This window comes from Gordonia sp. i37 (assembly GCF_002043085.1).
Classification (GTDB): domain Bacteria; phylum Actinomycetota; class Actinomycetes; order Mycobacteriales; family Mycobacteriaceae; genus Gordonia; species Gordonia polyisoprenivorans.
Genome location: NZ_MVPX01000554.1, coordinates 1 through 22,636 on the forward strand (window position 1 = coordinate 1; position 22,636 = coordinate 22,636).

The window sequence follows — 22,636 nt, forward strand, 5'->3', positions numbered from 1 at the left end:
CCGACGAGGTGCACGTGCTGCTCGGCAGGCCGGGCCGTCACGTTCGCGGGGACCTCGTCGTGGGTCGCCGTCATGACCGAATACAGCGCCTTCTGCGCGCGAACGAAGTGGCGACCACGAATTACCGGGTCCCACAACACCATTGCGTCGACCCTGCTGATCACGGACAAGTCCTGCAGTGCCAGGAGAGCGCCCGCCCGGTGCCCGACCAGTGCGACCCGTTCGACACCGAGGTCACCGACGAAGCCGATGACGGACCGAATGCTGTCCAGCCACGCATCGGTTGCCCGCGGGTGCCGCTGGTCTCCCGCCGACTCGCCGGTGCACGCGTAATCGATGCGGACGGCGAGGAAACCCCGAGACGCAAGCCGCTCTGCGAGCTGCTTCAGGGCGCGGGCGGTGTGCCCGGCTTCCTTGGCCAGCGAGGGGAGGATGATGACCGCGCCGGTGACCGACGACGACTTCGGCATGGACGCGACGACGAACAGCGGTCCGTGGGCGCCATCGATGTAGCCGGGGGTATTGACGATGTCCATCGGATTACAGATCGAGTTCGTGGCGGACGTCCGAGGGCCAATTCGCCACGGTGGTGCCATGATTGGCCAGCAGTGCCAGGGCGATGCGCTCCATGCCGAATCCGACGCACGCGCTGTGTGCGATCTCGCCGGAGGCCGTCCGGATGTCGAAATTCTCGCCGAAGTGTTCGCGATGGCAGTTGCAGGACACCACCGCAGTGCCGTCGTCGAGATCGTCATAGAGACGCACGACGAGTTCGGTCTTCAGGTTCTCCTCGATCTGGTTGGTGGCCAGCAGACGTCCGGCACGACCGAAGAACGGGTCGTTGGCGGGCACCGCCTCCGGTTTGAGACCGAGACGTGCCAGTACGTCGAGCCCGCGTGGAATCCACGAATCACGGTGCGCGGCAGCTGTTTCAGCGTCGCCGACGTAAACGTACTCGTGCATCCGGAAGGCCTGCATACGGGCGGGGTCGATGGCGGGCTCGTGTCGGAAGCAGTAGCCGTAGACGTCGAAGAGCGCGCCGCCGTCGGGGAGTTCGCCGGAGATGGTGTTGTAGAGCGGATGGCACGCCGCCGACACCAACATGGTTCCGGCGGATGCCAGGTGCCCATCCCAGGGACGACCCTCGTCACGGTCGGCCAACAGCGCCCGATGCTCCTTGTTGTCGCCGAGGAACGTCGAGATCGCGCCCGTCAATTGGGGGAATGACGCGATGTAATCGGTCTTCTCGAACGACGTCCGCGGAAACACCGGGGGAAATCGCAGTCGCTTCGCACCGTCGGCGCCGTATGCGGACCGTCCGGTGCGCCGGACCACGCCGTCGATACCGTCGATGATGTCTTCGAACGTTCCGCTACGGCCGTAGAGTCCATCGACTCCGGTCGGGATGAGCAACCCCTCCACGATCAGCCGATCGCGAAACTCGGTCCGCGCATTGTCGAGGTCATTCACCTGTCGTGCTCCATTTTTTTCAGTACTGAGGGGACATGTGCGTTCTGCCCGTTTGGATCAAAACACATCATGGGCGTTGCACCGCTATTTGCGCAATGCCAGAACGAGCTGCGAGTTATTGGCTCGAATACGCTCATTTGACACCATCAGTGCCGGACCGTAGGCGTCGCGCAGCAGCCGACCCATCGACGCCGGGTGGTCTTCGCGGTAGCCGTTGATCCCGCAGATCGCGAGCGCCCCGGCCACGACATCGACCACGCGGGTGGAAGCCATGATCTTCAGATTGTTCATCGCGAGAGCGAAACCGATCGTCGTCTCGTCCTCGTCACTGTCGAGAAATGCCTGGTAGCGACGGACTTCGGTACTCACCGAGCTTTCGAAGGACTGATGTTCGACGAGGAGGTCGGCAAACCGCAGCGCCTGGGGTGGCGGGGAGCCCGCGCTCTTGCGGGCCGCCGCGCGCACCTGGTCGCGTGTTTTGGCGATCGCGGCGTCGGCGATACCCAGCCAGACCGACGACCACAGGGTGTGTGAACCGGGAAGCATGGTGTGCGCGGATATTGTGGCGTAATCAACCGGAACAATATTCGTTACAGATGTCTCGGTTTTCAGGATAAAGCCCGGGCTGCATGTCCCGCGAAATCCCAATGTGTCCCAAGAAGATGTGGGCTCGAGAACTGTTGTGTCCTTCGGACAGACCACAAGAACCTGATCGCTCGGCGGGCTGTCGGGGGAACGGCGTGCGGTGGTGCAGATGTAATCGGCGTATTCGCCGTACGAAATGACCGGAGCATTCTTCTCCAAACGGACACGGTCGCCGTCGACCTCGACGGCGCATGTCGACGAGCGGACGTCGCCGCCGGTGGTGATCTCGGTGGTGGCCGATGCCAGCAGCGATTCGTCGGTGGCGACCTGCTTCGTCAGCTCGGCGATGTCGCCTTGAGCACCGTGAAAGCGCAGCGTAAGGGCCTGAGTGTGGTGCATTGCGAAGATCATTGCCGCAGAGCTGCAGGCGGCCCCGATCGCGCGTGCGACGGCCGCGAGCTCGGTGATCGACGCCGATCGGCCACCGAGTTCGGTCGGCAGCGAGCACGACAGGAGCCCCGCATCGCGCATGGCCTCGACGGCCTCGTGGGGGAATCGGGCGTTCCGGTCGACGTCGGCCGCTGCCGGGGCAGCGGCTTTGACGACGGCGGATGCGTCGAGGAGAGCAGGTGGGCGCGCGGACATGGCTGTACTCCAGAGAAAAATGGTTATGGATGAGAAACGGTCCGGCAATCCCCACGTCGCGGACGTTGTCACGGCGCGAGTAGAACCGCGCAGCGAGGGTTAGTGTATCTTCTACCTGCGACATCGGCAACGATTGCCAAGGTGACGAAGGGTTTTGGGGACTTTCGGCACTGTATTTGGCCGGAATTGTTTTCTGCTGCGGTGCGAAAGTAACGTAATCGTCCGTCGAATCGACAGTTGAAGCGCAGCCTCGCTCCCTACCCTGAGGACCAAATCAATGGAAGAAAAGATCCGCGAAATCGTTGCGGCACACGGCAAACTTGCCGTGGCTGCGGATTCGTTCGGAACCGCCGACGATCTGTTCACGCTCGGTTTCACCTCGCACGCCAGTGTGAACGTGATGCTCGCTCTCGAGGACGAGTTCGATGTGGAGTTCCCCGACGAAGCTCTGAAGAAGGCCACATTCACCTCGATCGACTCGATGGCAGCGGTCGTCCGCAAATTGGTGGCCGAAGCGGCATGACCGCCGAGGCACCCGGTCTCCTCGACGTCGACGAGGATCGCGGTTCGCATCCGAGTCACTCCGGTGACCGGATTTGGCCGGAGACCAACTGCTATCTCGATCTGTGGATCGAACTCCTGCACACGCTGGGGCACGATCCGGTGCCGATGTACGCGTGTGCGCTGTCGGCCGATCACGACGGAGAGCAGTGGACCTTCGTCAAGCCCGATCCCGCCGACCTTCGAGAGCTTTACGGTCTGAAGGTGGTCGAGGAGACGTTGTGGCGCCCTGTTCTCGACACGGTCGAGAGCGGCCGCGCCCGTGGTCTGTTGCACACCGTCGAGGTCGACAGCTGGTGGTTGCCGGACACCGCGGGCACCGACTACCGGTCCGGCCACGTCAAGACGACGATCGTTCCGTTGCGAGTCGACCGCACCGCGGCGCAGATGACCTACGTCCACAACGGTGGGGTACATCAGCTCGAGGGCGACGACTTCGCCGGGGTGTTCAATCTCGGGCCGACCTCGGAGTGGGTGCTGTTGCCCTACGTCGAGCAGGTGCGCAGGATGGTCCCCGCCGGTGCCGTGGTCGACCCGTTGACGATCGTCCGCGCACATCTGAACCGTCGCCCGTCGGTCAATCCCGTCGAGGCACTCGGCCGGAGTGTGGCGGCAGCGGTGGAGTGGCTTCCCGAGGCAGGTGTCGAGGTGTTCCACGTCTGGGCGTTCGCGACCTTGCGTCAATGTGGTGCGACTGCCGAGATCGCCGCAGACCTCGCCGAACGGCTGCCCGGTCTCGGCGCCGATGGCGGCGAGAGCGCCGCACCGCTGTTGCGTGAGGTGTCGGCCGGCGCGAAGGCGGTCCAGTTCAAGATGGCGCGTGCCGCTCGCGGCCGCGCGGTCGACGTGACCGACACGATGGCCTTGATGGCCGAGAACTGGCAGCAAGCACTCGACATCATCGACGCCAGCGTGCGCCGCTGATGCTCGAGGCGCGGTGGCGGCTGGTTCGGTGTGCACCGACCGCCGACCCGAACCCGGGAGTTCTCGACGACGAGATGTCGTCGTCGATCGAGGTGACCGCGCCCGGCCCGGTGGCCCACATGGTGGCCGGCACCGACCTCGAGCCGACCGGGCCCGACACTGTCGACGACCTCGACTGGTGGCTGGTCGCCGACGTCGTTGTCGAAGCGCCGGTCGTCCTCGACTGTGCGGGATTGACGCCCCCGGGCGCGGTATTCGTCGACAGGGAGCACATCGCTGACGTCGAGTCGATGTTCCTGCCGGTGCGCGCGACTGTGCCCGCCGGCCGGCATGAGATCGCGATCTGGTCCGGATCGCTGCGAAAGTGGTTGTCGCGCCGACGTCCTCGCGGACGTTGGCGCTCGACGCTGGTGGCGGCCCAGGGCATGCGTTGGGCGCGGACCTCGTTGCTCGGGCGAGCTCCGGTGTACGGCGGTGTCCCGCCGGTGGTGGGAGCGTGGAGGCCGCTCACCTTTGCTCCCGCAGGCCGATTCGATCAGATCTCGCTGTCGGTCGATGCGGACTCGGGATCGGTCGCGATACGCACCCGCCTACTGACCACGGATGCGGTACCCGAGATGGTCGAATCCGTCGTGGAAATCCTCGACGACTCGGGAACCGTGCTGGCCGTGTCGGGACTGTCGGTTGACCTCTTCGACGGCTCCGGGTACGACCTCACGGGACAGGTCACCGTTGGTGGGCACCGCCGGTGGTATCCGCACGGTCATGGCGCACCCACCACGTACCGCGTGCGGATCACCGCCGGGGGAGTGAGCAGCGAACGAATCATCGGCTTCCGAACGATCACGGCGGATCGGCACGACGGGGCTTTCGCCTTGTCGGTCAACGGTATCGACGTCTTCTGCCGCGGAGCGGTCTGGGTGCCACCGGAACCGTGCACGATGACGGCCTCGAGGCAGCGCATCGAGGATCAACTGCTCGTACTGCGCGACGCCGGCGCCAACATGGTTCGCGTCATGGGCGGCTTCGTTCCCGAACAGCCCGAGTTCTACGATCTGTGCGCCGAACTCGGGATTCTCGTGTGGCAGGACGCCATGCTGACCACCTTCGACCCGCCGGCGGAACTCGACGACGTGGTCTGCGCCGAGATGGAGCACTTGCTCACGGGGATCTCCGGGAATCCCGCGTTGGCGGTCGTCAGCGGCGGCAGCGAGACCCTGCAGCAACCGGAAATGCTGGGACTCGACGCGGGTTCGCTGTCGATACCGTTGATAGACACCATGCTGCGCGACGTCGCCGGCCGGCTCGTGGGTGTGCCCTATGTCGTGGCGAGTCCGTCGTCATGGGGTGAGAACACCGACGATACAACGCCGCTCGCGATCAGATCGGATACCGGAATCGCTCACTGGTTCGGTGTCGGCGGATACCTGAACCCACTCGACGCGGTCCGAACCGCCGGGGTGCGGTTTGCCGCCGAATCGTTGGCGTTCGCCATTCCACCGTCCGACGACGCCATCGAGGCGGATTTCGGGTCGTTGGCCGTCGCGGGGCACCACCCCGACTGGAAGCGTGGGGTACCCCGAGATCGCACTGCCACATGGGATTTCGAGGACGTCCGCGACTTCTACGTCCGCGAGGTCTTCGGCGTGGATCCGCTGCAGGTCCGTCGGACCGACCCGGCCCGCTATCTGCAACTCGGCCGCTTGGCCGTTGCCGAGGTGATGGCGGCCTGCTATCGCTTTTGGCGCCGTCGCGACTCCGGCTGCGCCGGTGCACTGGTCCTGAACGCCAGGGATCTGCGCCCCGGGGCGGGATGGGGTCTGCTCGACCACCGGGGAACCGCAAAACTGCCGCTCGCCGCGCTCACCCGCGTCTGGGCGCCGATCGCTCTGCTGCTCGATGACGCTGGGCAGCAGGGGATCCGGATCGACCTTCACAACGACACGGGGGCCGAGCTCAGTGGTGCCCTGCAACTGCGCGCCGTCGACGACGCGGGCACTGTCGTTGCGCAGGGCGAGGCTGCGATCGTCATCAAGCCCCACGCCTCGGTCACACGAGTCGATACCGATCTCATCGGACACTTCACCGATCTGTCCCACGCCTATCGTTTCGGGCCACCGATCGCCAAGGCTCTGCTCGCCGAGTTCGTCGTCGACGAGCAGGTGATCTGCAGTGACGTGGTGGTCCTCCACCCTTCCGATTCCCCGACACGATCCGGCCTGGCGGCGGTTCGGCGCAGATTGCATGGTTCGGATACTTGGCAGATCGAGGTGCGTGCCGAGGCGAGTGTGCGTTACGTGTGTGTCGATGCACCGGGCTGGGTGTTGTCGGACAACTGTTTTCATCTCGCCGCCGGGCAACCTCATCTCATCGAGGCCACGCCGGCCGCGCCGTCGCGTGGTACGGGCGATCGAGCCGAGGACGGTTCTGGGCCCGTGCCGAACGGGAAGGTCACCTCCGTGGACGCCCGCGAGACGGCTGTGCTCATCGACGCGGTGGAGTCATGAGGATCTCGGTCGGCTGTGACCTCATCGACGTCGCCGACGTCGCGGAGTCCATCGACACGTTTGGGGACCGGTATCTCCACCGTGTCTACACCGAGCAGGAAGTCGCTGCTTGTGAGGGCTCGGCGTTCGCCGAGCGGCTCGCCGCGAGGTTCGCGGCCAAAGAAGCCGTGATCAAAGCGCTGGGTATGGTCGACGTCCCGACGCCGCTTCGAGAGATCGAAGTGGTGTCGCGTGCCGGAGTGCCCTCGGTCGTGCTCTCCGGTGGCGTCGCGCGATGGGCCGACGCATGCGGTTGGAGTGGCTCGTCGGTGTCGTTGTCGCACACGGGCTCACAGGCGATGGCGGTCGTGATGGGCTTCGTTCGGGAGTGATCCACCGATCCCACTCCGCGGTTACGTGCGTGGGTTCGTCGATGTCGTCGACGCCGGACAGCCGAGCGCGAAAGCCTTTGCGATACCGGTGAATTGGTAGGCGTAGTTGTACATCACGTCGGACAGCCCGGTCGGATACTCCCTGGCACCGAGCGCATGGTGACGGCGCCGTCGAAGCATTGTCCGAAGATGTAGCGCGCCCGCACCAGATGATAGCGCCAGGTCACGACGATCACCCGGGTCCAGCCGTGTTGGTCGGCCAGATGTTGGGCGAACATCGCCTCGCCGCGCGTGGTCGACGGTGACGGTCGAAAGCAGATGACGTCGATGTCGGGTTGCGGGCGACAGGCGGTGCGCATGACCGGATCGTTCGCGGGATAGGGATCGGACAGTACGACGGTCTTCGCGTAGCCCTCGCGAGCGAGGGACAGACCATACTCCTCGCGACCGTCGTGTTCGCCACCGAGGACGATGACCGCGTCCGCCCGGGTCAGGGAATCGCTGTGGTCGACGTCGAAGAGACGGTGACCTACCCCCAGATAGCCGACCACAAGCGCCACCACCAGGGCCAATGCCGACAATGCCGCGACTCGTCGGCGTCTCGGACGCGATCCGTCGTTGGTTCGCTGTGGCATGGAGCGCTCTCGTGGCTGAACGGTCGGAGGACGAGGCGAGCGAGGCCTACCCGAATCGGTGCCGCAGCGTCCTGCGATCAATCTTACCCGGCCCGCGGGTGGGCAACTCCGCCACGACAATCACCTCGCGCGGTGCGGCGTAGCGATCAAGCCGCTCGGTGACCGCGTCCCGAAGGCGTTGTGCGTCCACCGAACCCGAATCGGACTCCACCACGACGGCCACCACCTTCTCGCCGAGACGCGCGTCGGGCAGCCCGATCACGGCGCATTCGGCGACCGCGGGGTCCTCGACGATGACGGCCTCGACGACCTGCGGGAGGATCGTGAGCCCGCCGGAGGAGATGGCCTCGTCGGCGCGGCCGATGATCCGTAGGACGCCGTCGTCGACACGTCCGAGATCGTCGGTGCGGAAGGTCCCCGGCGTGGCAAAGGCCGGATGGTCGGGGAGCAGGCGATAGCCGTGCGCGACCATCGGTCCGGTGAGTTCGACGCGCCCGATGCCGTCGGCGCTCGCCCCATCCAGGGTGATCTGCATGCCGTGCAACGGAATACCGTCGTAGACGCAACCGCCCGCGGTCTCACTCATCCCATAGGTGCGCACGATCGGGATACCCGCCTCGATCGCCCTGTGCAGCAACGGTTGTGGAGTGGCTGCGCCGCCGACGAGCAGGGCGTCGACGTCGGCGAGCGCGGCCGTCGCGCGCGCCGAGTCGAGGACCTTGACGAGTTGGGTGGGGACCAGCGAGGTGTAGCGGCGCGGCCCCTCGAAACGATCGAGGGCGTCGGCGAAGGCGTCGGGATCGAAACCCGCCGAAAGATCGAGGACGGCGGGGATGTGCCCGGCTGCCAACGCGCGCAACAACACCTGCAGTCCGGCGATGTGGTGCGGTGGCAGCGCGAGCAGCCAATTGCCCTCGCCGCCGAGGTGGTCGGCGGTCGCGCGGGCCGAGGCGGCGAGGGTGGCGGGCGTGTGCTGCGAGCCCTTGGGGGTGCCGGTGCTCCCGGAGGTGGCGATGATCAGCGAGACATCGTCGGCGACGTCGGACCCGATTCCGAAGGCGTCGTGCAGGATTCGCGACTCACGATCGGACTCCGGGACCGGGGCGAAAGCCGCCGAACCGTCAAGGATGGCGCGTAGGTCGTCGAGATGGTCGAGGACCTGCGGTCCGGACGGCAGGGGGAGAGGACGCAGCACCAGAGGACGGAGGGGTTTCAGGGCTGGTCCTCGTCGGGGGTGGGCGGGTCTCGAGGCTCGTCGCTGGCGCTCCTCGCGCCTCGACCATCGGGGGGAGGGGAGGGCGGGTTCAGCGGGGAGTCGTCGAAGGGGAAGCCGTGCTCTTCGAGGTACTGCTGCACGCGCGCGAGGTCGGCCTCGTGTGGGAGTTCCTGGGTGACCGCGGAGATCTTGACCCCGGCGTCGATCTTCGAGATGGGTTCCGGTGGTGGGGCCGCCTCGTTGATGAGTTCACCCGACACATGCTCGACCTCGTCCTCGGACAGTTGTCGTCGGAGGATGGCCAGGAGCGGTACGTAGTCGTGGTCGGGCACGCCCTGTGGATATCCGGCGCGCAACCACGCGATGATCCTGGCGACCAGCGGTCGATCGGACATCACGCACCCCCTTCTCGTCTGCGGGCCCAACCCTCCGCCGATTGTAGGACGCAAGCTGGGTGGGCCGATTGATGGATATGCAGCGAACAACCCGGCGCCTGGCAAGCAGGTCGTCCGGGTTGTTCGGCGCCCCATGGGCGCTGGATCGAACTCAGGCTGTTGCCGGTGAGGCGGCCAGGGGCCAGCCGACGGCGGCCAGCCGAGCCGCCACCTGGTTGATCTCCGCATCGGTCGGCTGAGCCTCGGTGACCTCGAGGATCGCCTGCTTGATGCGCTCCGGGGTCACCGGGGAATCCGAGGAGCCTTCCTTGGCCAGGACGAGTGCCACGTTGGTGACCTCTTCCTCGGACAGGGTGCGCATCAGCAGGGCGAGCAGGGGCGGGAAATCGGTGGGCGGAATGCCTTCCGGATACCCCTTGCGAATCCAGTTGATGGCTGAGTCGAACAGTGAAGAGGACATGATCGCCTTTCTCGGTGTGGACGAGATGTCTGGAGGATCAGCTGTAGGCCCAGTCGGGGAAGATCTGCCAGTCGAAGTAGTAGGAGAGTGTCTGGCGGGGGACCCACAGCAGACCGACCACGATCGCGGCGACGACGATGGCGAAGAACAGATAGCCCAGGGCCTTCAGGGCCGGATTGGGCGCGCTGACCGTGCCGTCGGCGTTGGCGTCACCGGCGCCGGCCGAGTGCAGCCGCATGCCGATGGCGAAGAGCGCGGGCAGTCCGGCACCGAAGATCATGCCGATGACGAGAACCTTGAGGATGGCTTCGAGGATGTCCATGAGTGTGAGGTCCTTCCCAGCCGTCAGGCGAGGGTGGCGGGCTTGTCGGCGGAAGCGTCGTCGGCCGGGATGATCGAGTTGGTGGACTCGTCCCATTCGGCGTTGACGTTGTTGGAGTCGACCTTGTTCTGCTGTGCGCGCCAGTACATGTAGCTCGAGGCGGCCACCAGCAGAATGAAGATGACGATCGCGCCGGTGACGTCACCGAGCAGATGTCCCAGGCCGTAGCAGACGGCGCCGACGATGCCGGCGGCCGGCAGCGTGGGGACCCAGGCGACGACCATGCGGGCCGCGACCGACCAGCGGACCTGCGCGCCCTTCTTGCCGACACCGGAACCGAGGATCGAGCCGGTGGCGACCTGGGTGGTCGACAGTGCCATGCCGGCGGCGCTCGAGGTCAGGATGATCGCGGCCGACGAGGCCTCGGCGGCCATGCCCTGCGGGGAGGTGATCTCGACGAGTCCCTTGCCCAGCGTGCGGATGATGCGCCAGCCGCCCAGGTAGGTACCGAGGGCGATCGCCGCGGCGCAGCTGAACACGACCCAGATGGGCAGGCCGTGCTTGACCGAGGAGGCGTCGAGGTGGTTGGTGGAGATCAGAGCGAGGGCGATGACACCCATCGTCTTCTGTGCGTCACCGGTGCCGTGGGCCAGCGAGACCAGCGAGGCGGTGACGATCTGGCCGGAGCGGAACCCGCTTTCCTGGCGTGAGACAAGCACTTTCGCGGTGATCTTGAAGACCAGCCAGGTGCCGACCGCGGCCACCGCGCACGCGATGAACGGAGATGCCAGCGCCGGGATGATGATCTTGGAGAGCACGCCGTGCCAGTCGATGCCGCTGGTGCCCATGGCTGCGATACCGGAGCCGATGAGTCCGCCGAACAGGGCGTGGCTGGAGCTCGAGGGCAGGCCGAACAGCCAGGTGAAGAGGTTCCACAGGATGCCGCCGATGAGGCCGGCGAAGATGATCAACAGGGCTTCGTTGGCGCTGATGCCGCCGACGAGTCCGCCCGACTTGCTCTGCAGGTGTAAGACGTTCTTGGTGATGGTGGCAGCGACCTCGACAGAGAGGAACGCACCCACCAGGTTCAGTATCGCCGACAACCCGACGGCGACCTTGGGCTTGAGTGCGCCGGTGGCGATGGAGGTCGCCATGGCGTTGCCGGTGTCGTGGAATCCGTTGGTGAAGTCGAAGCCCAGTGCTGTGATGATCAACAGCACGAGAATCAGCATCTCTCCGCTCATGGGCAATATCATGCGTCCGCGGGTGCCGATCTGCATAAATTTCGCTCAGGCAACCATTGTGCAGATCGGCATCATGACCTGCGTGTTTGCCCTCTTCGTCGGGTTGTTCATCTACTGTTCATCCAACTGCACCCACGGGTACACCGAAGCCGGCGCGAGCGAACGATCGCACGGGCCTCTGTGGACGGGTCGCGGTGTGGAAGAATTCGGCGTCATGACGTCGATGAAGCTGGGCATGCCGATCAACTACGCCGGTGATTTCCGCGAGACGATGGACAATCTCGCCGACTTCGAGAAGGCCGGCGTCGCCCGGGTCACCGTCCCCGAGGCGTACAGCTTCGACGCGGTCAGTCAGCTCGGTTACATCGCCGCCAAGACCGAGAAGATGGAACTGCAGACCGGCATCCTGCCGATGTTCTCGCGTACCCCGTCGAATCTCGCGATGACCGCCGCGGGAATGGATTACATCAGTGGCGGGCGGTTCATCCTGGGCATCGGGGCGTCGGGGCCGCAGGTGATCGAGGGCTTCCACGGCGTCAAATATGACTACCCCGTCGGCCGGGCCCGCGAGAACGCCGAGATCTGCCGGATGATCTGGCGCCGGGAAAAGACCGACTACCAGGGCCGTCACTACACCCTGCCGCTGACGAAAGAAGACGGCGGCACCGGATTGGGCAAGGCCCTCAAGATCATCAATCACCCTGTGCGTGATCGCATTCCGATGCTCCTTGCCGCGATCGGACCGAAGAACACCGAGCTGGCCGCCGAGCTCTTCGAGGAGTTCCAGCCGTTCCTGTTCCACCCCGAGTACGTCGAGGCGGCCTTCGGTGAGCCGCTCGCGGCCGGCAAGGCCAAGCGCGATCCGTCGCTGGGCGAGTTGGGGATCGTGGTGCAGGCGAGCGCACTGATCTCCGAGGACGCCGAGCAGATCGAGGTCGCGATGCAACATGTGCGCAACCACGCCGCTCTCTACATCGGCGGGATGGGTGCACGTGGCAAGAACTTCTACAACACCCTCGCGGTGCGCTACGGCTACGCCGACGAGGCCAAGCTGATCCAGGATCTCTACCTCGACGGCAAGAAGGCCGAGGCCGCGGCCGCGGTGCCCGACGACCTGGTGCGGGCGATGAGCCTGATCGGTCCGCGCTCGCTGGTGGCCGAACGCGTCGAGGCGTTCGCCAAGTCGGGTGTCACCGTGGTCCTGGCGGGGCCGCTGGCGCCCACGCACGCGCAGCGGGTGGCGACCATGGAAGGATTGTCGGAGATCCTCGCCGGCTGACCCCGGGCCCGAGCTCGAAGAAAGCCCGAGCGCATATTCGTCCTGCCCCTTTTCCGCACCAGCGGGAAAGGGGCAGCTCTGTCTGGATCATCTGATCGGACTATTCGCACCGGACACCGGAACTGTGATGTACAACACATCGGTGGTCCGGTTTGTGGGCGCTGGATACCGTGCATGGCGCTCCGCAGTCCACTCGGCGCGTCATTCTGCATTGCGATCAGCTATGAATTTGCTCTCTTGGGTTGCCGATTCTGCACTGAAAATGCGAGAGTCTACGAGGACTCATCAATTAGATGTAGGCAAAGACGGCAATAGAACAATGGAATCTTGAGGGATGGACGGGGGTCTCATCTCTGGATTCGATCCGGAATGGACCCCGATGGCACACACCCCCCACCCTGTGGCCGCTTCATCACGCGATGCGGCGACCCCCGAGAACGTGGCGACCCCGAACTCGGCCGTCGCGCCGGTCCGGGTTCACATGACCGGCGCGGAGTGGTTCGCAACGACGAGGGGTGGGCTCAACCGCTACTTCACGGACCTCTTCGACGCGATGAAGCGTCATCCCGGTGTGGACGTCAGCGCCAGTGCCTTCGGTACCCCGAGCGACGGCGGCAATTCTCTCGGACCTGCCGCCGGGTCCACCTTCCGGCGGGTCCGCACCGCTTTCGGTGATCGGATCGGGGCGTCGGAGAACGCGGTTCTGGACCGGCATTTCGCGCTCTACGGTCCGCCGCGTCGCGGATTCGGTGGAAAACGACCACTGGTGGTGCACTTCCATGGTCCCTGGGCCGACGAGAGTCGAATGTCGGGGGAGAGTGAGCGGGCTGTTCGGGCCAAGTATCTTCTCGAGCGGCTTCGTTATTCCGGTGCCGATCGGTATGTCGTTCTCTCCGAGCATTTCCGAGCCCTTCTCGCCGATCGTTACCACTTACGTCCCGAGCACATTCGGGTCGTGCCGCCGGGGGTCGATCTCACCCGGTTTGTTCCTGCCTCGTCGTCGCGGCGGCCGATGTTCCTGTGTGTGCGTCGGCTGGAGAAGCGCATGGGTATCGATGTGCTCATAGATGCCTGGCGGCAAGTGGTCGCCGGATATCCCGACGCCCAGCTCGTCATCGTGGGAACCGGAAGTGAGGAATTGTCGCTTCGTGGCCAGGTACACGATCACGGGCTCACCGGGTCGGTCACCTTCGAGGGCAATGCGAGTGATCAGCGGCTTGCAGAGCTGTACCGCGAGGCCCTGGCGACAGTGGTCCCGACGGTCTCGCTGGAGGGCTTCGGGTTGATCGCCCTGGAATCGATGGCCGCCGGGCGGGCGCCGATCGTCACCGATTGTGGCGGGTTGCCCGACTCGGTCCGCGACTTCGATCCGTCGCTGATCGTTGCACCCGGTGATGCCGATGCCCTCGCCGACCGGCTGTGTAGAGCGCTGACCGGTGATCTGCCGGACCCCGCACGATGCCGTGCGCAGGCAGAGAAGTTCACCTGGGATGTGGCGGTCGACCGGCACATCGCGATGTATCGGGAGTTGTGCTGAATGACCCGCGCACTGTTCGTCCTCCATACCGCCGAGTCCTCCGGGGCCGAGCTGGCCGCGCTGCGCCTGGCCGTGGCGATGCACGATATGTCCGCAGCCCCCGCGTCCTCGGCCGCCGGCACCGTCGAGGTCGCTGCGGCTTTCGCCGCCGACGGAGACGTGGCCGACCGTATGCGGGCCAAGGGTATTCGTACGCACCTGCTCGCTACAGAGCACAACAGTGGCGCCATGACGATCGCCGGCCGGTCGATCCGCCGGCTGGTGGTCGGTGCCCTCGGCCTGGCACGCGTCGGATGGGAACTCGGTGCATTGGCGCGCGAAGAGCGCGCCTCGGTCCTCGTGGCCGAGACGACCAAGGCGCTGATCATGTCCGCGATCGCGTCTCGTCGCGCCGGGATTCCGGTGGTCTGGCACGTGCACGACCGAGTGACGGCCGAGTATTTCGGGGCGCCGCTCGCCGTGGTCGTCCGGTTGTTCGGATGGCTGGTGAGTTCGGCCTACATCGCCAACAGCGAAGGCACCGCGAACACCCTCGCGCGGTGGCGCCGGCCGACGGCGGTCGCCTACCCGGGTGTCACCCTGCGCGACGATCTCGAGCGTTCACCGCAGCGGCCGGCCGACGACGTGGTGGTTGCCATGGTGGGCCGGCTGACGCGATGGAAGGGTCAGGATCTGCTCTTGCGGGCGGTCCGTGACCAGCCGATCGAACCTCGGCGGGTGCTGCTGGTCGGTGGGACGTTCTTCGAGGAGCCCGAGTACCGGCACGAACTCGAGCAGTACGTCGCGTCGACAGGGATACCCGTGGAGTTCACCGGACATGTCGACGATCCGGAGAAGTACATGAGCGAAGCCGACATCCTGGTCCATTGCTCGGTTATGGCCGAGCCCTTCGGCCAAGTCGTCGTCGAGGGCATGAACGCAGGATGCGCGGTCATCGCGTCGAGGCCGGGAGGCACCACCGAGATCGTCGAGGACGGTGTGAACGGACTCCTCGTCGACTCGGGTGACCGTTCGCAGCTGGCCGACGCCCTGGCGAGGCTCATCGCAGACGTCGATCTGCGTACGACGCTGAGTACCAACGGCCGTCGGCGGGCCGAGCGTTTCGACGTTCGCCGATCGGCCGTCGAGGTCACCGAATTCCTTGCCTGGATCGCGACGCCGAAGGTGGCCCGATGACCGGAGAGAAGCGCGTCCGCGCTCGATTCAGCGTGTTCGCGATCGCCCGCGACATCATCTTCGTGATGCTCGGCAAGTACGGGCAGTACGTGGTCACCCTGGTCACGCTGCCCCTGACGGCCCGGATTCTCGGCACCACCGGAGTCGGCCACCTCGCGATCGGCATGTCGGGATACTTCATCGGTTCTCTCGTCGTCGACCTGGGCATCCCCTCGTTCCTGGCCGCGCGCGTCGGCGACGACGACATCAACCAGATCCGGGGCAACTACTTCGCGATTCGCGCCACCGTGCTGTCCGCCGTGGGCATCAGCCTGTTGGTGGGCCTGATGATGCACGCCGGGACACACGTCTGGATGATCCTGCTGGGCTTGTTCGTCGGAGGCTTCTCGGCGATCTCCGAGGATTGGTTGCTGATCGGTGCGGGACGTTTCGGATCGTCGATCCTGTATCAGGCGTCGGGACGCATCGTGTATCTGGTCCTGCTGTTCACCCTTCTCCCGCAGTTCCCCACGGCGACCACCGCCCTGATGTGCCTCTTCTACTCATCGATCCTGTCGGTCTCGCTGACCTGGTGGGATTCTTTGCGCCACTTCGGTCTTCCCCCGCGACCGCGCGACGTCGGGTGGATCCTGCGGATCGGCGGACCGGTGTTCGCTTCCCGATTGCTGGTGTCGACCTATGGGCAGGGAGCACCCGCGGTGTACTCGTCGGTGCTCGACGCGGCGTCGCTGGGACTGTACTCGGCGTCGGACCGGGTGGTGCGTGCCATCCAGGCGATGCTCGATCCGATCGGGCTGGCGTTGTTGCCGCGAATGGCGCAGACCGGCGAGGATCGTTTCTGGGGCCGATCGATGCGCGCGCTGGCGGCAATCGTCGGCGTGGCCACGGCCGCGACGGTATGCGTCTGGGTGGCGGCGCCGCTGATCGTCAACGTGGTGTTCGGTGCCAAGTTCGCCGGCGCGATACCCATCATGCGATTCGAATCGCTGATTCTCCCGGCCACCGCGATCACCTCGTTCTCCACGACCGCGGTGCTCTCGGTGCTCGAGGATTCCATCGGCGTTCTCATCGGTGCCGTCATCGGCACGGTGATCACGATCTGTTCGGTGTTGATGACGATCCAGACGCGGTCGGTGTGGACACTCGTCTACGGAACCATCACCGCGGAATGCTGTGTCGCGGCGTGGTTTGCCTTCCGACTGTGGCGTCATGCCGCGAACAACCGAACTCCGCGGCAGGCGGTCACCGAGCCCGTGGAGCCCGCCGGAGTGGCACCGGGCGAAATGGGGAACGCATGAAAATCCTCTTCGTCGGTGACGACTGGATCGGGAGCAACGCACGTTCGCTCGCCGATGGCTTCCGCGCCGCAGGCCACGACGTGGTCGTCATCGACAGCACACGCGTCACCCTGCCCGCCCGCCTCTCCGCGTCCTGGACCTACTCGAAGGCGGCTCGACGCCGAGCGCCGTGGGTGGTCGACCGTCTCCATGACGAGATCGATTCGGTGGCGCGCGATTTCCGGCCTGACATGCTGTTCTGCTACAAGACCGTCCACCTCGACCAGGATCGGCTGCTCAATGTCCCGGCGGCGCTTCGTGTTCATTACAGCGCAGACGACGTCGCCAACCCGTACAACATCACCGACGCCTATCTGAAGTCCGAACACCTGTGGGACCTGATCGTCACCACCAAGCGCTACAACGTTCCCGAAGTGCTCGGTCGAGGTGGCAAGGCCGCCCTCTTCGTCTGGAGCGCATACGATCCGGCGTGGCACTTTCCGGCCGCCCGAAGGGGGCGAGACCACCACCGCATCGGCTTCATCGGCGCGTGTCGAGATGACCGGCGAGACCTGATGATTCGTCTCGGGCGCCGCTACGGAGACGACCTGCTGGTGCAGGGTCCGGGGTGGCGAAGGGTGGCCGCCCTGCAGGCAACCCAAGCCGTGGTCACCGGTCCCGCCTACGGGCAGGAGTTCTCCCTCGCCGTAGCCAAGGTCGAGGCCAACCTCGTCCTCCTGAACTCCGACAACCGGGATAGACACACGTGCCGCACCTTCGAGATCCCCGCGGCGGGTGGACTTTTCGTGGGCGAGCGGACCGACGAACACGCCGAGTTGCTCGATGACGGCACAGAGTGTCTGCTCTTCTCCGACGAGGACGAGTTGCACTCGCAGCTGGCCTTGGTCAGGGAACACCCGGAGCGCGCGAGCGGTATCGCCCGCGCAGGGCATCGGCGGATCACCGAGGGCGGCCATCGGTACCTCGACCGCGCACGGCAGATCGTCGAGGAGGTCACATGATGACGTGGCTTCCCGGGGGTGTGGCAGAGGTCTGGATCGTGGCGTCCGCACTAGTCGTCCTGGCCGGTGCTGCGTTCGCCATTCCGGGTATCACTCGGGTCTTTCTCCTGGCGCAGGTCCTGTACTGGAGCATGTCCTACATCGCTCGGCCGGTCCTGTTGCTGGTCGTGGCGCCCCAGCCGCAATTCGGCGACAACGTCGCCGATCCGCGTCTCTACTCGATCGGATACGACCTCGGGATCGCACACGCGTTGCGGCCCGTGGCATTCGGGATGTGGTTCTACGCTTTGCTCGTCGCTGCATTCGCCCTCTGGGTGCGTCTGCGGCCGAATATGTGGGCGTTTCTGACCCGACCGCTGACCGGCAACCGGAATCTGATCCTCACCATGTGGGTCTGTTACGGCATAGGCTCGGCCGCACGACTCTCGGCGTGGGCGAGCGGCGTAGCGGGCAGCGCCGGTGAAACACAGTCCAGCAACCCGGTTCTCGATCTCGTCGGCTTCTTCGCTGCAGTCGGGGCGCTCGGTTTGATCGTGTACGTCGACTCACCGCGACGGTGGGTCACGGTGGCGGTCATCTGCGGGCTCTCCGCGGGCGAACTGTTGTGGTCGGTGCTTTCCGAATCGAAGACCCCGGTACTCGGTGCGGCGCTGGCCATTGCGGTGCGATTCGCTGCTCAGGGCTGGAACTGGCGTAAGACCGTGGGAATCCTCGTCATCGCGGTGCTCGGTGTCGGTGGATTCGGTTGGCTGCAGTCGTTCAAGGCCACGCCGGAGGACCGCCTGGCCGCCACGATGGTCGATGCCGCCTACCCGGCCTCGGTCCGACCGTATCTCAGCATCTTTCGGAGATTCGATCTCCTCGAGGCGGCGACCGATACCTACTTTCTCGCCGGAGAACATTGGTTGACGCCGGGTCTGTATCTGAGCACCGGACTGAAGAGTCTGATCCCCAGTCAGTTGCTCGGTGCAGAAAAACTGCAGTCCGGTACGGCGTGGGCGCAGCAGGTGCGCGGCGTGTCGGTGGACATGACCGATATCTCGGTCTCCCTGGCCGAGGGCAATGTGAACGAGGGATACGCGGTCGCAGGTTATCCGGGCATCGTCTTCGTGATGACGGCGACCTTCGCCCTGCTCGTATTCGGGGTGTACAGCCTCGGTTCGGGTCGGATCGTGCTCATCGTCGCCGTGGGGATGGCGATCGTCGAGTATCCGATCCTGTTCGAGCGCGGTTACCTCGGGATCATGGAGAACCTGGGTAAGACGTTGCAGGCCGGCATAGCGGTCTGGATCATCGGCATCGGGGTCCGGCTGCTGACCCGACCGGCATCGGTGCCACACATCGACGGACTCCTCGGTCCGAATGACCTTGACGACGAACACCATCCCACCGACGACGTCGGGAGAGGGTTCGTCTCCGATTGCGATGCGCTGACCGAAAGGGTCGGCGAAGGAGTAAAGCTGTGAGTGGAGTGGAAATCTGGCGTATCGTGCGGCGCCGCTGGTGGATTGTGGCAGCGACGACCCTGGTGGGTTTGGTCGCCGGCTACGGCTACGCGCATACGACACCGAAGAGTTACCAGGCCACCAGTCAGGTCTATGTGACGATGGCGACCGGAACGTCGGTGAACGACGCATACCAAGGTGCACTCGCGGCGCAACAGCGCGTCGTCGGCTACACACAACTGGTCACCAGCACCTCCGTCGCCGAAGCGGTCATCAACGAACTGTCCCTCCCGGAGACGCCGGCGGAATTGCAGGGCCACCTCAGTGCATCGTTCACGCCGGGTACGGCGTTGATCACCATCAACGTCACCGAAGACAGCGCGGCAGAGGCGAAGGCGGTCAATGACGCCGTGGTCACGCAGTTCCGCGCCCTCGTCGGGCAATTGGAGCGCACGGTGGCGGGGGCGGCGCCTGCGGCGCAGATCAAGGTCGTCAATCCGGCGCTGGAGCCGTCCGGACCGAGCGCCTCCGGCCTGGGGCCTGCGCTCGGTGCTGGTGGTCTCGCCGGGCTGCTCCTCGGCGCTCTGCTGGCACTGCTCGCGTATCGATTCGACAACCGCATACGGACGGCATCCGCGGCCGAGCAGGCTCTTTCCGCGCCGATCGCGCTGACGATGACGCCGTCCTCCGACGATGCGGAGCGGACGCAATCGCGTCGTCTCCGCGATCTGATCTCCCGGGGTGGCACCGGCGCCACGTCCTGCGTGGGGATCGTCGGTCTCGCCGACGCCGATGTGACGTGGGTGGCGCGCGACACCGCGGAGGCCTTCGCCCGATCCGGCAAGGCGGTGGTGGTGATCGACGCCGACCGGGTCGTCGCCGACCACGCTGCCGACGATGATCATCGGGACGCCGTGACGTGGGCGCCCGACGCAGGAGCGGCACTGCCGGAACGGATTCCCGAGTCCGCGGTGACCATCGTCCGACTCGATGTCGACCGCGGTGAGGTTGCGGACGTCATCGTTGGACGGGCGTTCGCCGATGCCGTCGCCGGGTTGGCCGAGCGTGCCGACATCGTGCTGCTGGTGACGCCGCGGGTACGTGACGGAGTCATCGAGCTACCGCCGGCCTCGATGTGCGACTTCGTGATCGGGGTGGTATCCGCCACGGCTGCCCGGCGTGGGCCACTCCGTCGCGCCTATACGCAACTCGTCGAGTCCGGGGTGTCGTTGCGTGCCCTGGTGGTGGCCGCCGCCGCGCCGAAGCGTTCCGCCGGCCCGCAGCGGGCGACGGCGCCTGCGGCCGACGACCCCGACGCGGTGACGTCGCCTGCGGAGGATCACGTCGAACCACAGAATGCCGCAGCAGAAGCGTTCCAGGACGACTCTGCAGCAACGGTCGTCCCGGACGAAGACTCCGCCGATCGGGAGTCACCGGTCGAGGAGGAGTTCGAAGACTCCGCCGAGGTACGTGAAGAGAGCACTCGGTGATCAACGCTGATCAAGAACATCACCGCGGTCTCGGACGCCGACGTGTACTCGGTGCCGTGATCGCCGGCGCTGTGGCGACCGGCCTCGCCGGCTGTGCCGACGGTGACACCGGGGTGAGCAGCGCCGAGCCCGCCGATCTTCCGGTCGTGGGGGCGTTGCGTAATGTCAAGAGTTTCGGTGCCGTCGGCGACGGAAAGGCCGATGACACCGCGGCGATCGGCAAGGCCGTGGCGTCGGGCGAACCCGGCGCCGTGTATCTCCCGGCCGGGACCTACCGGGTGACGTCCTGGCCCGAGATGCCGGACCATCTCTCGATCGTCGGGGACGGCGGGGACCTCAGTCTCGTTCTCTACGAGGGATCTTCGACATTGATCTCCATGGCCGGCAAGCAGCGGATCCGGTTTGACCGGATGGGGATCTGGGTGACCCACCCCAAGGCGACGGCGTTACAACTCGACGGGTGTTTCCGTTGCACTTTCACCGGGGTGGTCGTTCGCGGCGGCCATACCGGCGACACCTATCCGGATTATCTCGGACAGCGAGGAATCGTGTTGAGCGGCAACACCGGCGGCACCGCTCTCATCGACTGCGACATCAACAACTTCGGGGTGGGCATCGAGACCTCGTGCATTCAGAACTACCTCACGTCGTCCAAACTGGCCACCAATCACACCGGAATCCTGGGTACGGGTAACGACGACAACGCCGGGATGGCGGTCACCAACTCCGAGTTCGTCTCGGATACCGGCGCGAACACGACCCAATACCATGTGCGCGTCGACGGGGCGGCCAACGACTGGTGGTTCACCAACGTGTGGTTCGAGGGCGCCGACATCGCCCTCTCGATCGGTCGATCGGGGGTGGGTGGCCCGAGCCAGTTCGGAATGGTCAATTGCAAGGTGGCAGCTCGGACCCGCTGCATCGAGCTCGATCATTGTCGTCAGCCCTATCTCGCGAATGTCATCTTCGACAGCGACGACCGCACCGCCCCCGAAGAACTGCGCATCGACGCCGGTGACTGCCCTGAGGGAACCGCGGTGAATCTGATCTCGTCGTCGTCGGACACCATTGCGGGATCGGTGTTCCCCAGTGGGTGGAATGTGCTGGGGCGTGGGTCTTTTTCGCCCGCACCCGTGAGCGGGACCCTGGTGACGCAGGGTGGTGGAGTGGGCCAGGACGCAATCCAGGTGCGGTGTACGAATGGCGGGGTGCAAGCTGCAGTCCTGTCCAATGGCACGTGGCTGTCCGATGATCCGAACGCCGGCATCGTCCTCAAGGATGCCAAGGGTGGCTACTGGCGCCTTGTCGTGACCCCGGACGGACGGATGACCACCGACTCCCTGGGATCGGTGAGGCCGCGATGAGCGCCGGGACGGGCACACCACGTGTGGCGCTGGTGCACGAGCGGTTCACCGAGATCGCGGGTTCCGAGCACGTCGTCGAGCAATTGGCACTGCAATGGCCCGATGCCCCGGTGTTCGCATCGCTGTCGAGACCGGGCGGGGTGCCCGAACCGATCCGTGACCGGCTCACGACGACCGCGCTCGAGCGGGCCTACCGAGCACTGGGCGAGAGGTCATACGCGCCGTGTATGCCCCTGATGGGCAGGGCATTTCGAACTCTGTCATTGGAGGGCTTCGACGCGGTCGTGGTCAGCCACCACGCTTTCGCCATCCAGGCGGCACTGGCCACCTCCGCGCCGGTCGTCGCCTATGTCCATAGCCCCGCGCGTTGGGCGTGGGACGTCGAGTTCCGCAAGCAGGAGGCCGGTGGGCGCGTCGCGGATGCCGTCCTGGCGGGTTTGGCGGCTGCGGCGCGCAAGGGGGAGTTGTCCGCACGGGATCGCGCGACGGTGCTGGTGGCCAATTCCCATGAGGTACAACAACGGATCTCGCGCTGGTGGGGCCGGGAGTCCGAGGTGGTTCACCCGCCCGTCGATACCGAGGGCTACACTCCCGATCCCGGTGTCGACCGCGAGGATTTCTTCCTTCTCGCAGGCCGGCTGGTGCCCTACAAGCGACCCGACATCGCGATCACCGCTGCGCGGCGTGCCGGGGTGCGACTCGTGGTTGCCG

At 65.6% G+C, this 22,636-nt stretch carries 21 protein-coding genes and 1 pseudogene; 13 read left to right on the forward strand and 9 right to left on the reverse strand.

What is annotated here, in order from left to right; genetic code table 11:
* From B1964_RS27350 to B1964_RS27360, 3 genes and pseudogenes are all read right to left on the reverse strand, one after another.
* A partial coding sequence (locus B1964_RS27350; protein ID WP_172398984.1) for an alpha/beta hydrolase occupies window positions 1–536 on the reverse strand: 536 nt, incomplete at its 3' end.
* 4 nt (window positions 537–540) lie between these two features.
* A pseudogene (locus B1964_RS27355) lies at window positions 541–1,473 on the reverse strand (amino acid--[acyl-carrier-protein] ligase); the annotation flags it as partial.
* Window positions 1,474–1,554: 81 nt separating this feature from the next.
* Window positions 1,555–2,700: an acyl-CoA dehydrogenase family protein gene (locus B1964_RS27360; protein WP_079932053.1), complete on the reverse strand. Its 1,146-nt coding sequence runs from the start codon at window positions 2,698–2,700 to the stop codon at window positions 1,555–1,557.
* Window positions 2,701–2,977: 277 nt separating this feature from the next.
* On the opposite strand from B1964_RS27360, the gene B1964_RS27365 reads away from it, so the two are divergent.
* From B1964_RS27365 to B1964_RS27380, 4 genes are read left to right on the forward strand one after another with little or no spacing between them, the layout of a single operon-like run.
* On the forward strand, window positions 2,978–3,223 hold the full coding sequence (locus B1964_RS27365) for an acyl carrier protein (protein WP_079932054.1): 246 nt from the start codon (window positions 2,978–2,980) through the stop codon (window positions 3,221–3,223).
* Window positions 3,220–4,185 (forward strand): DUF1839 family protein, encoded by a 966-nt coding sequence (locus B1964_RS27370; protein ID WP_079932055.1) that lies wholly within the window; start codon window positions 3,220–3,222, stop codon window positions 4,183–4,185. Before B1964_RS27365 ends, B1964_RS27370 begins: the two co-directional genes overlap by 4 nt.
* The gene (locus B1964_RS27375) at window positions 4,185–6,692 is read left to right on the forward strand and encodes a glycoside hydrolase family 2 protein (RefSeq protein ID WP_079932056.1); all 2,508 of its coding nucleotides are present in this window, start codon (window positions 4,185–4,187) and stop codon (window positions 6,690–6,692) included. The genes B1964_RS27370 and B1964_RS27375 overlap by 1 nt, the downstream gene beginning before the upstream one ends.
* Window positions 6,689–7,063, forward strand: a complete 375-nt coding sequence (locus B1964_RS27380) for a holo-ACP synthase (protein WP_079932057.1) — start codon at window positions 6,689–6,691, stop codon at window positions 7,061–7,063. Before B1964_RS27375 ends, B1964_RS27380 begins: the two co-directional genes overlap by 4 nt.
* Before the next feature lie 113 nt (window positions 7,064–7,176).
* Here B1964_RS27380 and B1964_RS27385 read toward each other — a convergent pair whose 3' ends face one another.
* The 6 genes from B1964_RS27385 to B1964_RS27410 form a co-directional block, all read right to left on the reverse strand.
* Complete coding sequence (locus B1964_RS27385) at window positions 7,177–7,698, reverse strand: YdcF family protein (RefSeq protein ID WP_253194231.1); 522 nt, start codon at window positions 7,696–7,698, stop codon at window positions 7,177–7,179.
* A 46-nt stretch (window positions 7,699–7,744) separates the two neighbouring features.
* Window positions 7,745–8,890 carry an o-succinylbenzoate--CoA ligase gene (menE, locus tag B1964_RS27390; RefSeq protein WP_253194233.1) on the reverse strand — a complete coding sequence of 382 codons (1,146 nt, stop codon included), beginning with the start codon at window positions 8,888–8,890 and terminating at the stop codon, window positions 7,745–7,747.
* 20 nt (window positions 8,891–8,910) lie between these two features.
* Window positions 8,911–9,309, reverse strand: a complete 399-nt coding sequence (locus B1964_RS27395; RefSeq protein ID WP_079932064.1) for a DUF3349 domain-containing protein — start codon at window positions 9,307–9,309, stop codon at window positions 8,911–8,913.
* A 151-nt stretch (window positions 9,310–9,460) separates the two neighbouring features.
* Window positions 9,461–9,769, reverse strand: coding sequence for a DUF3349 domain-containing protein (locus B1964_RS27400; protein WP_014359093.1), 309 nt, complete (start codon window positions 9,767–9,769; stop codon window positions 9,461–9,463).
* Window positions 9,770–9,806: 37 nt separating this feature from the next.
* Window positions 9,807–10,091, reverse strand: a complete 285-nt coding sequence (locus B1964_RS27405; protein WP_079932058.1) for a hypothetical protein — start codon at window positions 10,089–10,091, stop codon at window positions 9,807–9,809.
* A 23-nt stretch (window positions 10,092–10,114) separates the two neighbouring features.
* Window positions 10,115–11,335 carry an inorganic phosphate transporter gene (locus B1964_RS27410; protein ID WP_079932065.1) on the reverse strand — a complete coding sequence of 407 codons (1,221 nt, stop codon included), beginning with the start codon at window positions 11,333–11,335 and terminating at the stop codon, window positions 10,115–10,117.
* A gap of 214 nt (window positions 11,336–11,549) precedes the next feature.
* Between B1964_RS27410 and B1964_RS27415 the strand changes: the two genes are divergently transcribed.
* The 9 genes from B1964_RS27415 to B1964_RS27455 all read left to right on the forward strand — a co-directional run.
* Window positions 11,550–12,614 (forward strand): LLM class F420-dependent oxidoreductase, encoded by a 1,065-nt coding sequence (locus B1964_RS27415; RefSeq protein WP_079932066.1) that lies wholly within the window; start codon window positions 11,550–11,552, stop codon window positions 12,612–12,614.
* A 481-nt stretch (window positions 12,615–13,095) separates the two neighbouring features.
* On the forward strand, window positions 13,096–14,151 hold the full coding sequence (locus B1964_RS27420; protein WP_079932067.1) for a glycosyltransferase family 4 protein: 1,056 nt from the start codon (window positions 13,096–13,098) through the stop codon (window positions 14,149–14,151).
* Window positions 14,152–15,327 (forward strand): glycosyltransferase family 4 protein, encoded by a 1,176-nt coding sequence (locus B1964_RS27425; protein WP_079932059.1) that lies wholly within the window; start codon window positions 14,152–14,154, stop codon window positions 15,325–15,327.
* Window positions 15,324–16,625, forward strand: a complete 1,302-nt coding sequence (locus tag B1964_RS27430) for an oligosaccharide flippase family protein (protein WP_079932060.1) — start codon at window positions 15,324–15,326, stop codon at window positions 16,623–16,625. The genes B1964_RS27425 and B1964_RS27430 overlap by 4 nt, the downstream gene beginning before the upstream one ends.
* Window positions 16,622–17,626, forward strand: coding sequence for a glycosyltransferase (locus tag B1964_RS27435; RefSeq protein WP_079932061.1), 1,005 nt, complete (start codon window positions 16,622–16,624; stop codon window positions 17,624–17,626). Before B1964_RS27430 ends, B1964_RS27435 begins: the two co-directional genes overlap by 4 nt.
* 38 nt (window positions 17,627–17,664) lie before the next feature.
* On the forward strand, window positions 17,665–19,092 hold the full coding sequence (locus B1964_RS27440) for a hypothetical protein (RefSeq protein ID WP_139765900.1): 1,428 nt from the start codon (window positions 17,665–17,667) through the stop codon (window positions 19,090–19,092).
* On the forward strand, window positions 19,089–20,561 hold the full coding sequence (locus tag B1964_RS27445) for a Wzz/FepE/Etk N-terminal domain-containing protein (protein ID WP_172398985.1): 1,473 nt from the start codon (window positions 19,089–19,091) through the stop codon (window positions 20,559–20,561). The genes B1964_RS27440 and B1964_RS27445 overlap by 4 nt, the downstream gene beginning before the upstream one ends.
* Entirely contained in the window at window positions 20,558–21,925 is a 1,368-nt protein-coding gene (locus B1964_RS27450) for a glycoside hydrolase family 55 protein (RefSeq protein WP_253194232.1), read from the forward strand. The genes B1964_RS27445 and B1964_RS27450 overlap by 4 nt, the downstream gene beginning before the upstream one ends.
* Window positions 21,922–22,636 (forward strand): glycosyltransferase (locus B1964_RS27455; RefSeq protein ID WP_139765901.1); only part of this gene is annotated, 715 nt, incomplete at its 3' end. The genes B1964_RS27450 and B1964_RS27455, both read left to right, overlap by 4 nt.

Excerpts from the sequence above, each read along its gene's own strand:
- B1964_RS27420 (WP_079932067.1), top strand. The coding sequence starts at position 13,096 with ATGACCGGCGCGGAGTGGTTCGCAACGACGAGGGGTGGGCTCAACCGC.
- B1964_RS27380 (WP_079932057.1), top strand. The coding sequence starts at position 6,689 with ATGAGGATCTCGGTCGGCTGTGACCTCATCGACGTCGCCGACGTCGCG.
- B1964_RS27435 (WP_079932061.1), top strand. The coding sequence starts at position 16,622 with ATGAAAATCCTCTTCGTCGGTGACGACTGGATCGGGAGCAACGCACGT.
- B1964_RS27375 (WP_079932056.1), top strand. The coding sequence starts at position 4,185 with ATGCTCGAGGCGCGGTGGCGGCTGGTTCGGTGTGCACCGACCGCCGAC.
- B1964_RS27395 (WP_079932064.1), bottom strand. The coding sequence starts at position 9,309 with ATGTCCGATCGACCGCTGGTCGCCAGGATCATCGCGTGGTTGCGCGCC.
- B1964_RS27360 (WP_079932053.1), bottom strand. The coding sequence starts at position 2,700 with ATGTCCGCGCGCCCACCTGCTCTCCTCGACGCATCCGCCGTCGTCAAA.
- B1964_RS27365 (WP_079932054.1), top strand. The coding sequence starts at position 2,978 with ATGGAAGAAAAGATCCGCGAAATCGTTGCGGCACACGGCAAACTTGCC.
- B1964_RS27385 (WP_253194231.1), bottom strand. The coding sequence starts at position 7,698 with ATGCCACAGCGAACCAACGACGGATCGCGTCCGAGACGCCGACGAGTC.
- B1964_RS27430 (WP_079932060.1), top strand. The coding sequence starts at position 15,324 with ATGACCGGAGAGAAGCGCGTCCGCGCTCGATTCAGCGTGTTCGCGATC.
- B1964_RS27405 (WP_079932058.1), bottom strand. The coding sequence starts at position 10,091 with ATGGACATCCTCGAAGCCATCCTCAAGGTTCTCGTCATCGGCATGATC.
- B1964_RS27415 (WP_079932066.1), top strand. The coding sequence starts at position 11,550 with ATGACGTCGATGAAGCTGGGCATGCCGATCAACTACGCCGGTGATTTC.
- B1964_RS27370 (WP_079932055.1), top strand. The coding sequence starts at position 3,220 with ATGACCGCCGAGGCACCCGGTCTCCTCGACGTCGACGAGGATCGCGGT.
- B1964_RS27425 (WP_079932059.1), top strand. The coding sequence starts at position 14,152 with ATGACCCGCGCACTGTTCGTCCTCCATACCGCCGAGTCCTCCGGGGCC.
- B1964_RS27400 (WP_014359093.1), bottom strand. The coding sequence starts at position 9,769 with ATGTCCTCTTCACTGTTCGACTCAGCCATCAACTGGATTCGCAAGGGG.
- B1964_RS27410 (WP_079932065.1), bottom strand. The coding sequence starts at position 11,335 with ATGAGCGGAGAGATGCTGATTCTCGTGCTGTTGATCATCACAGCACTG.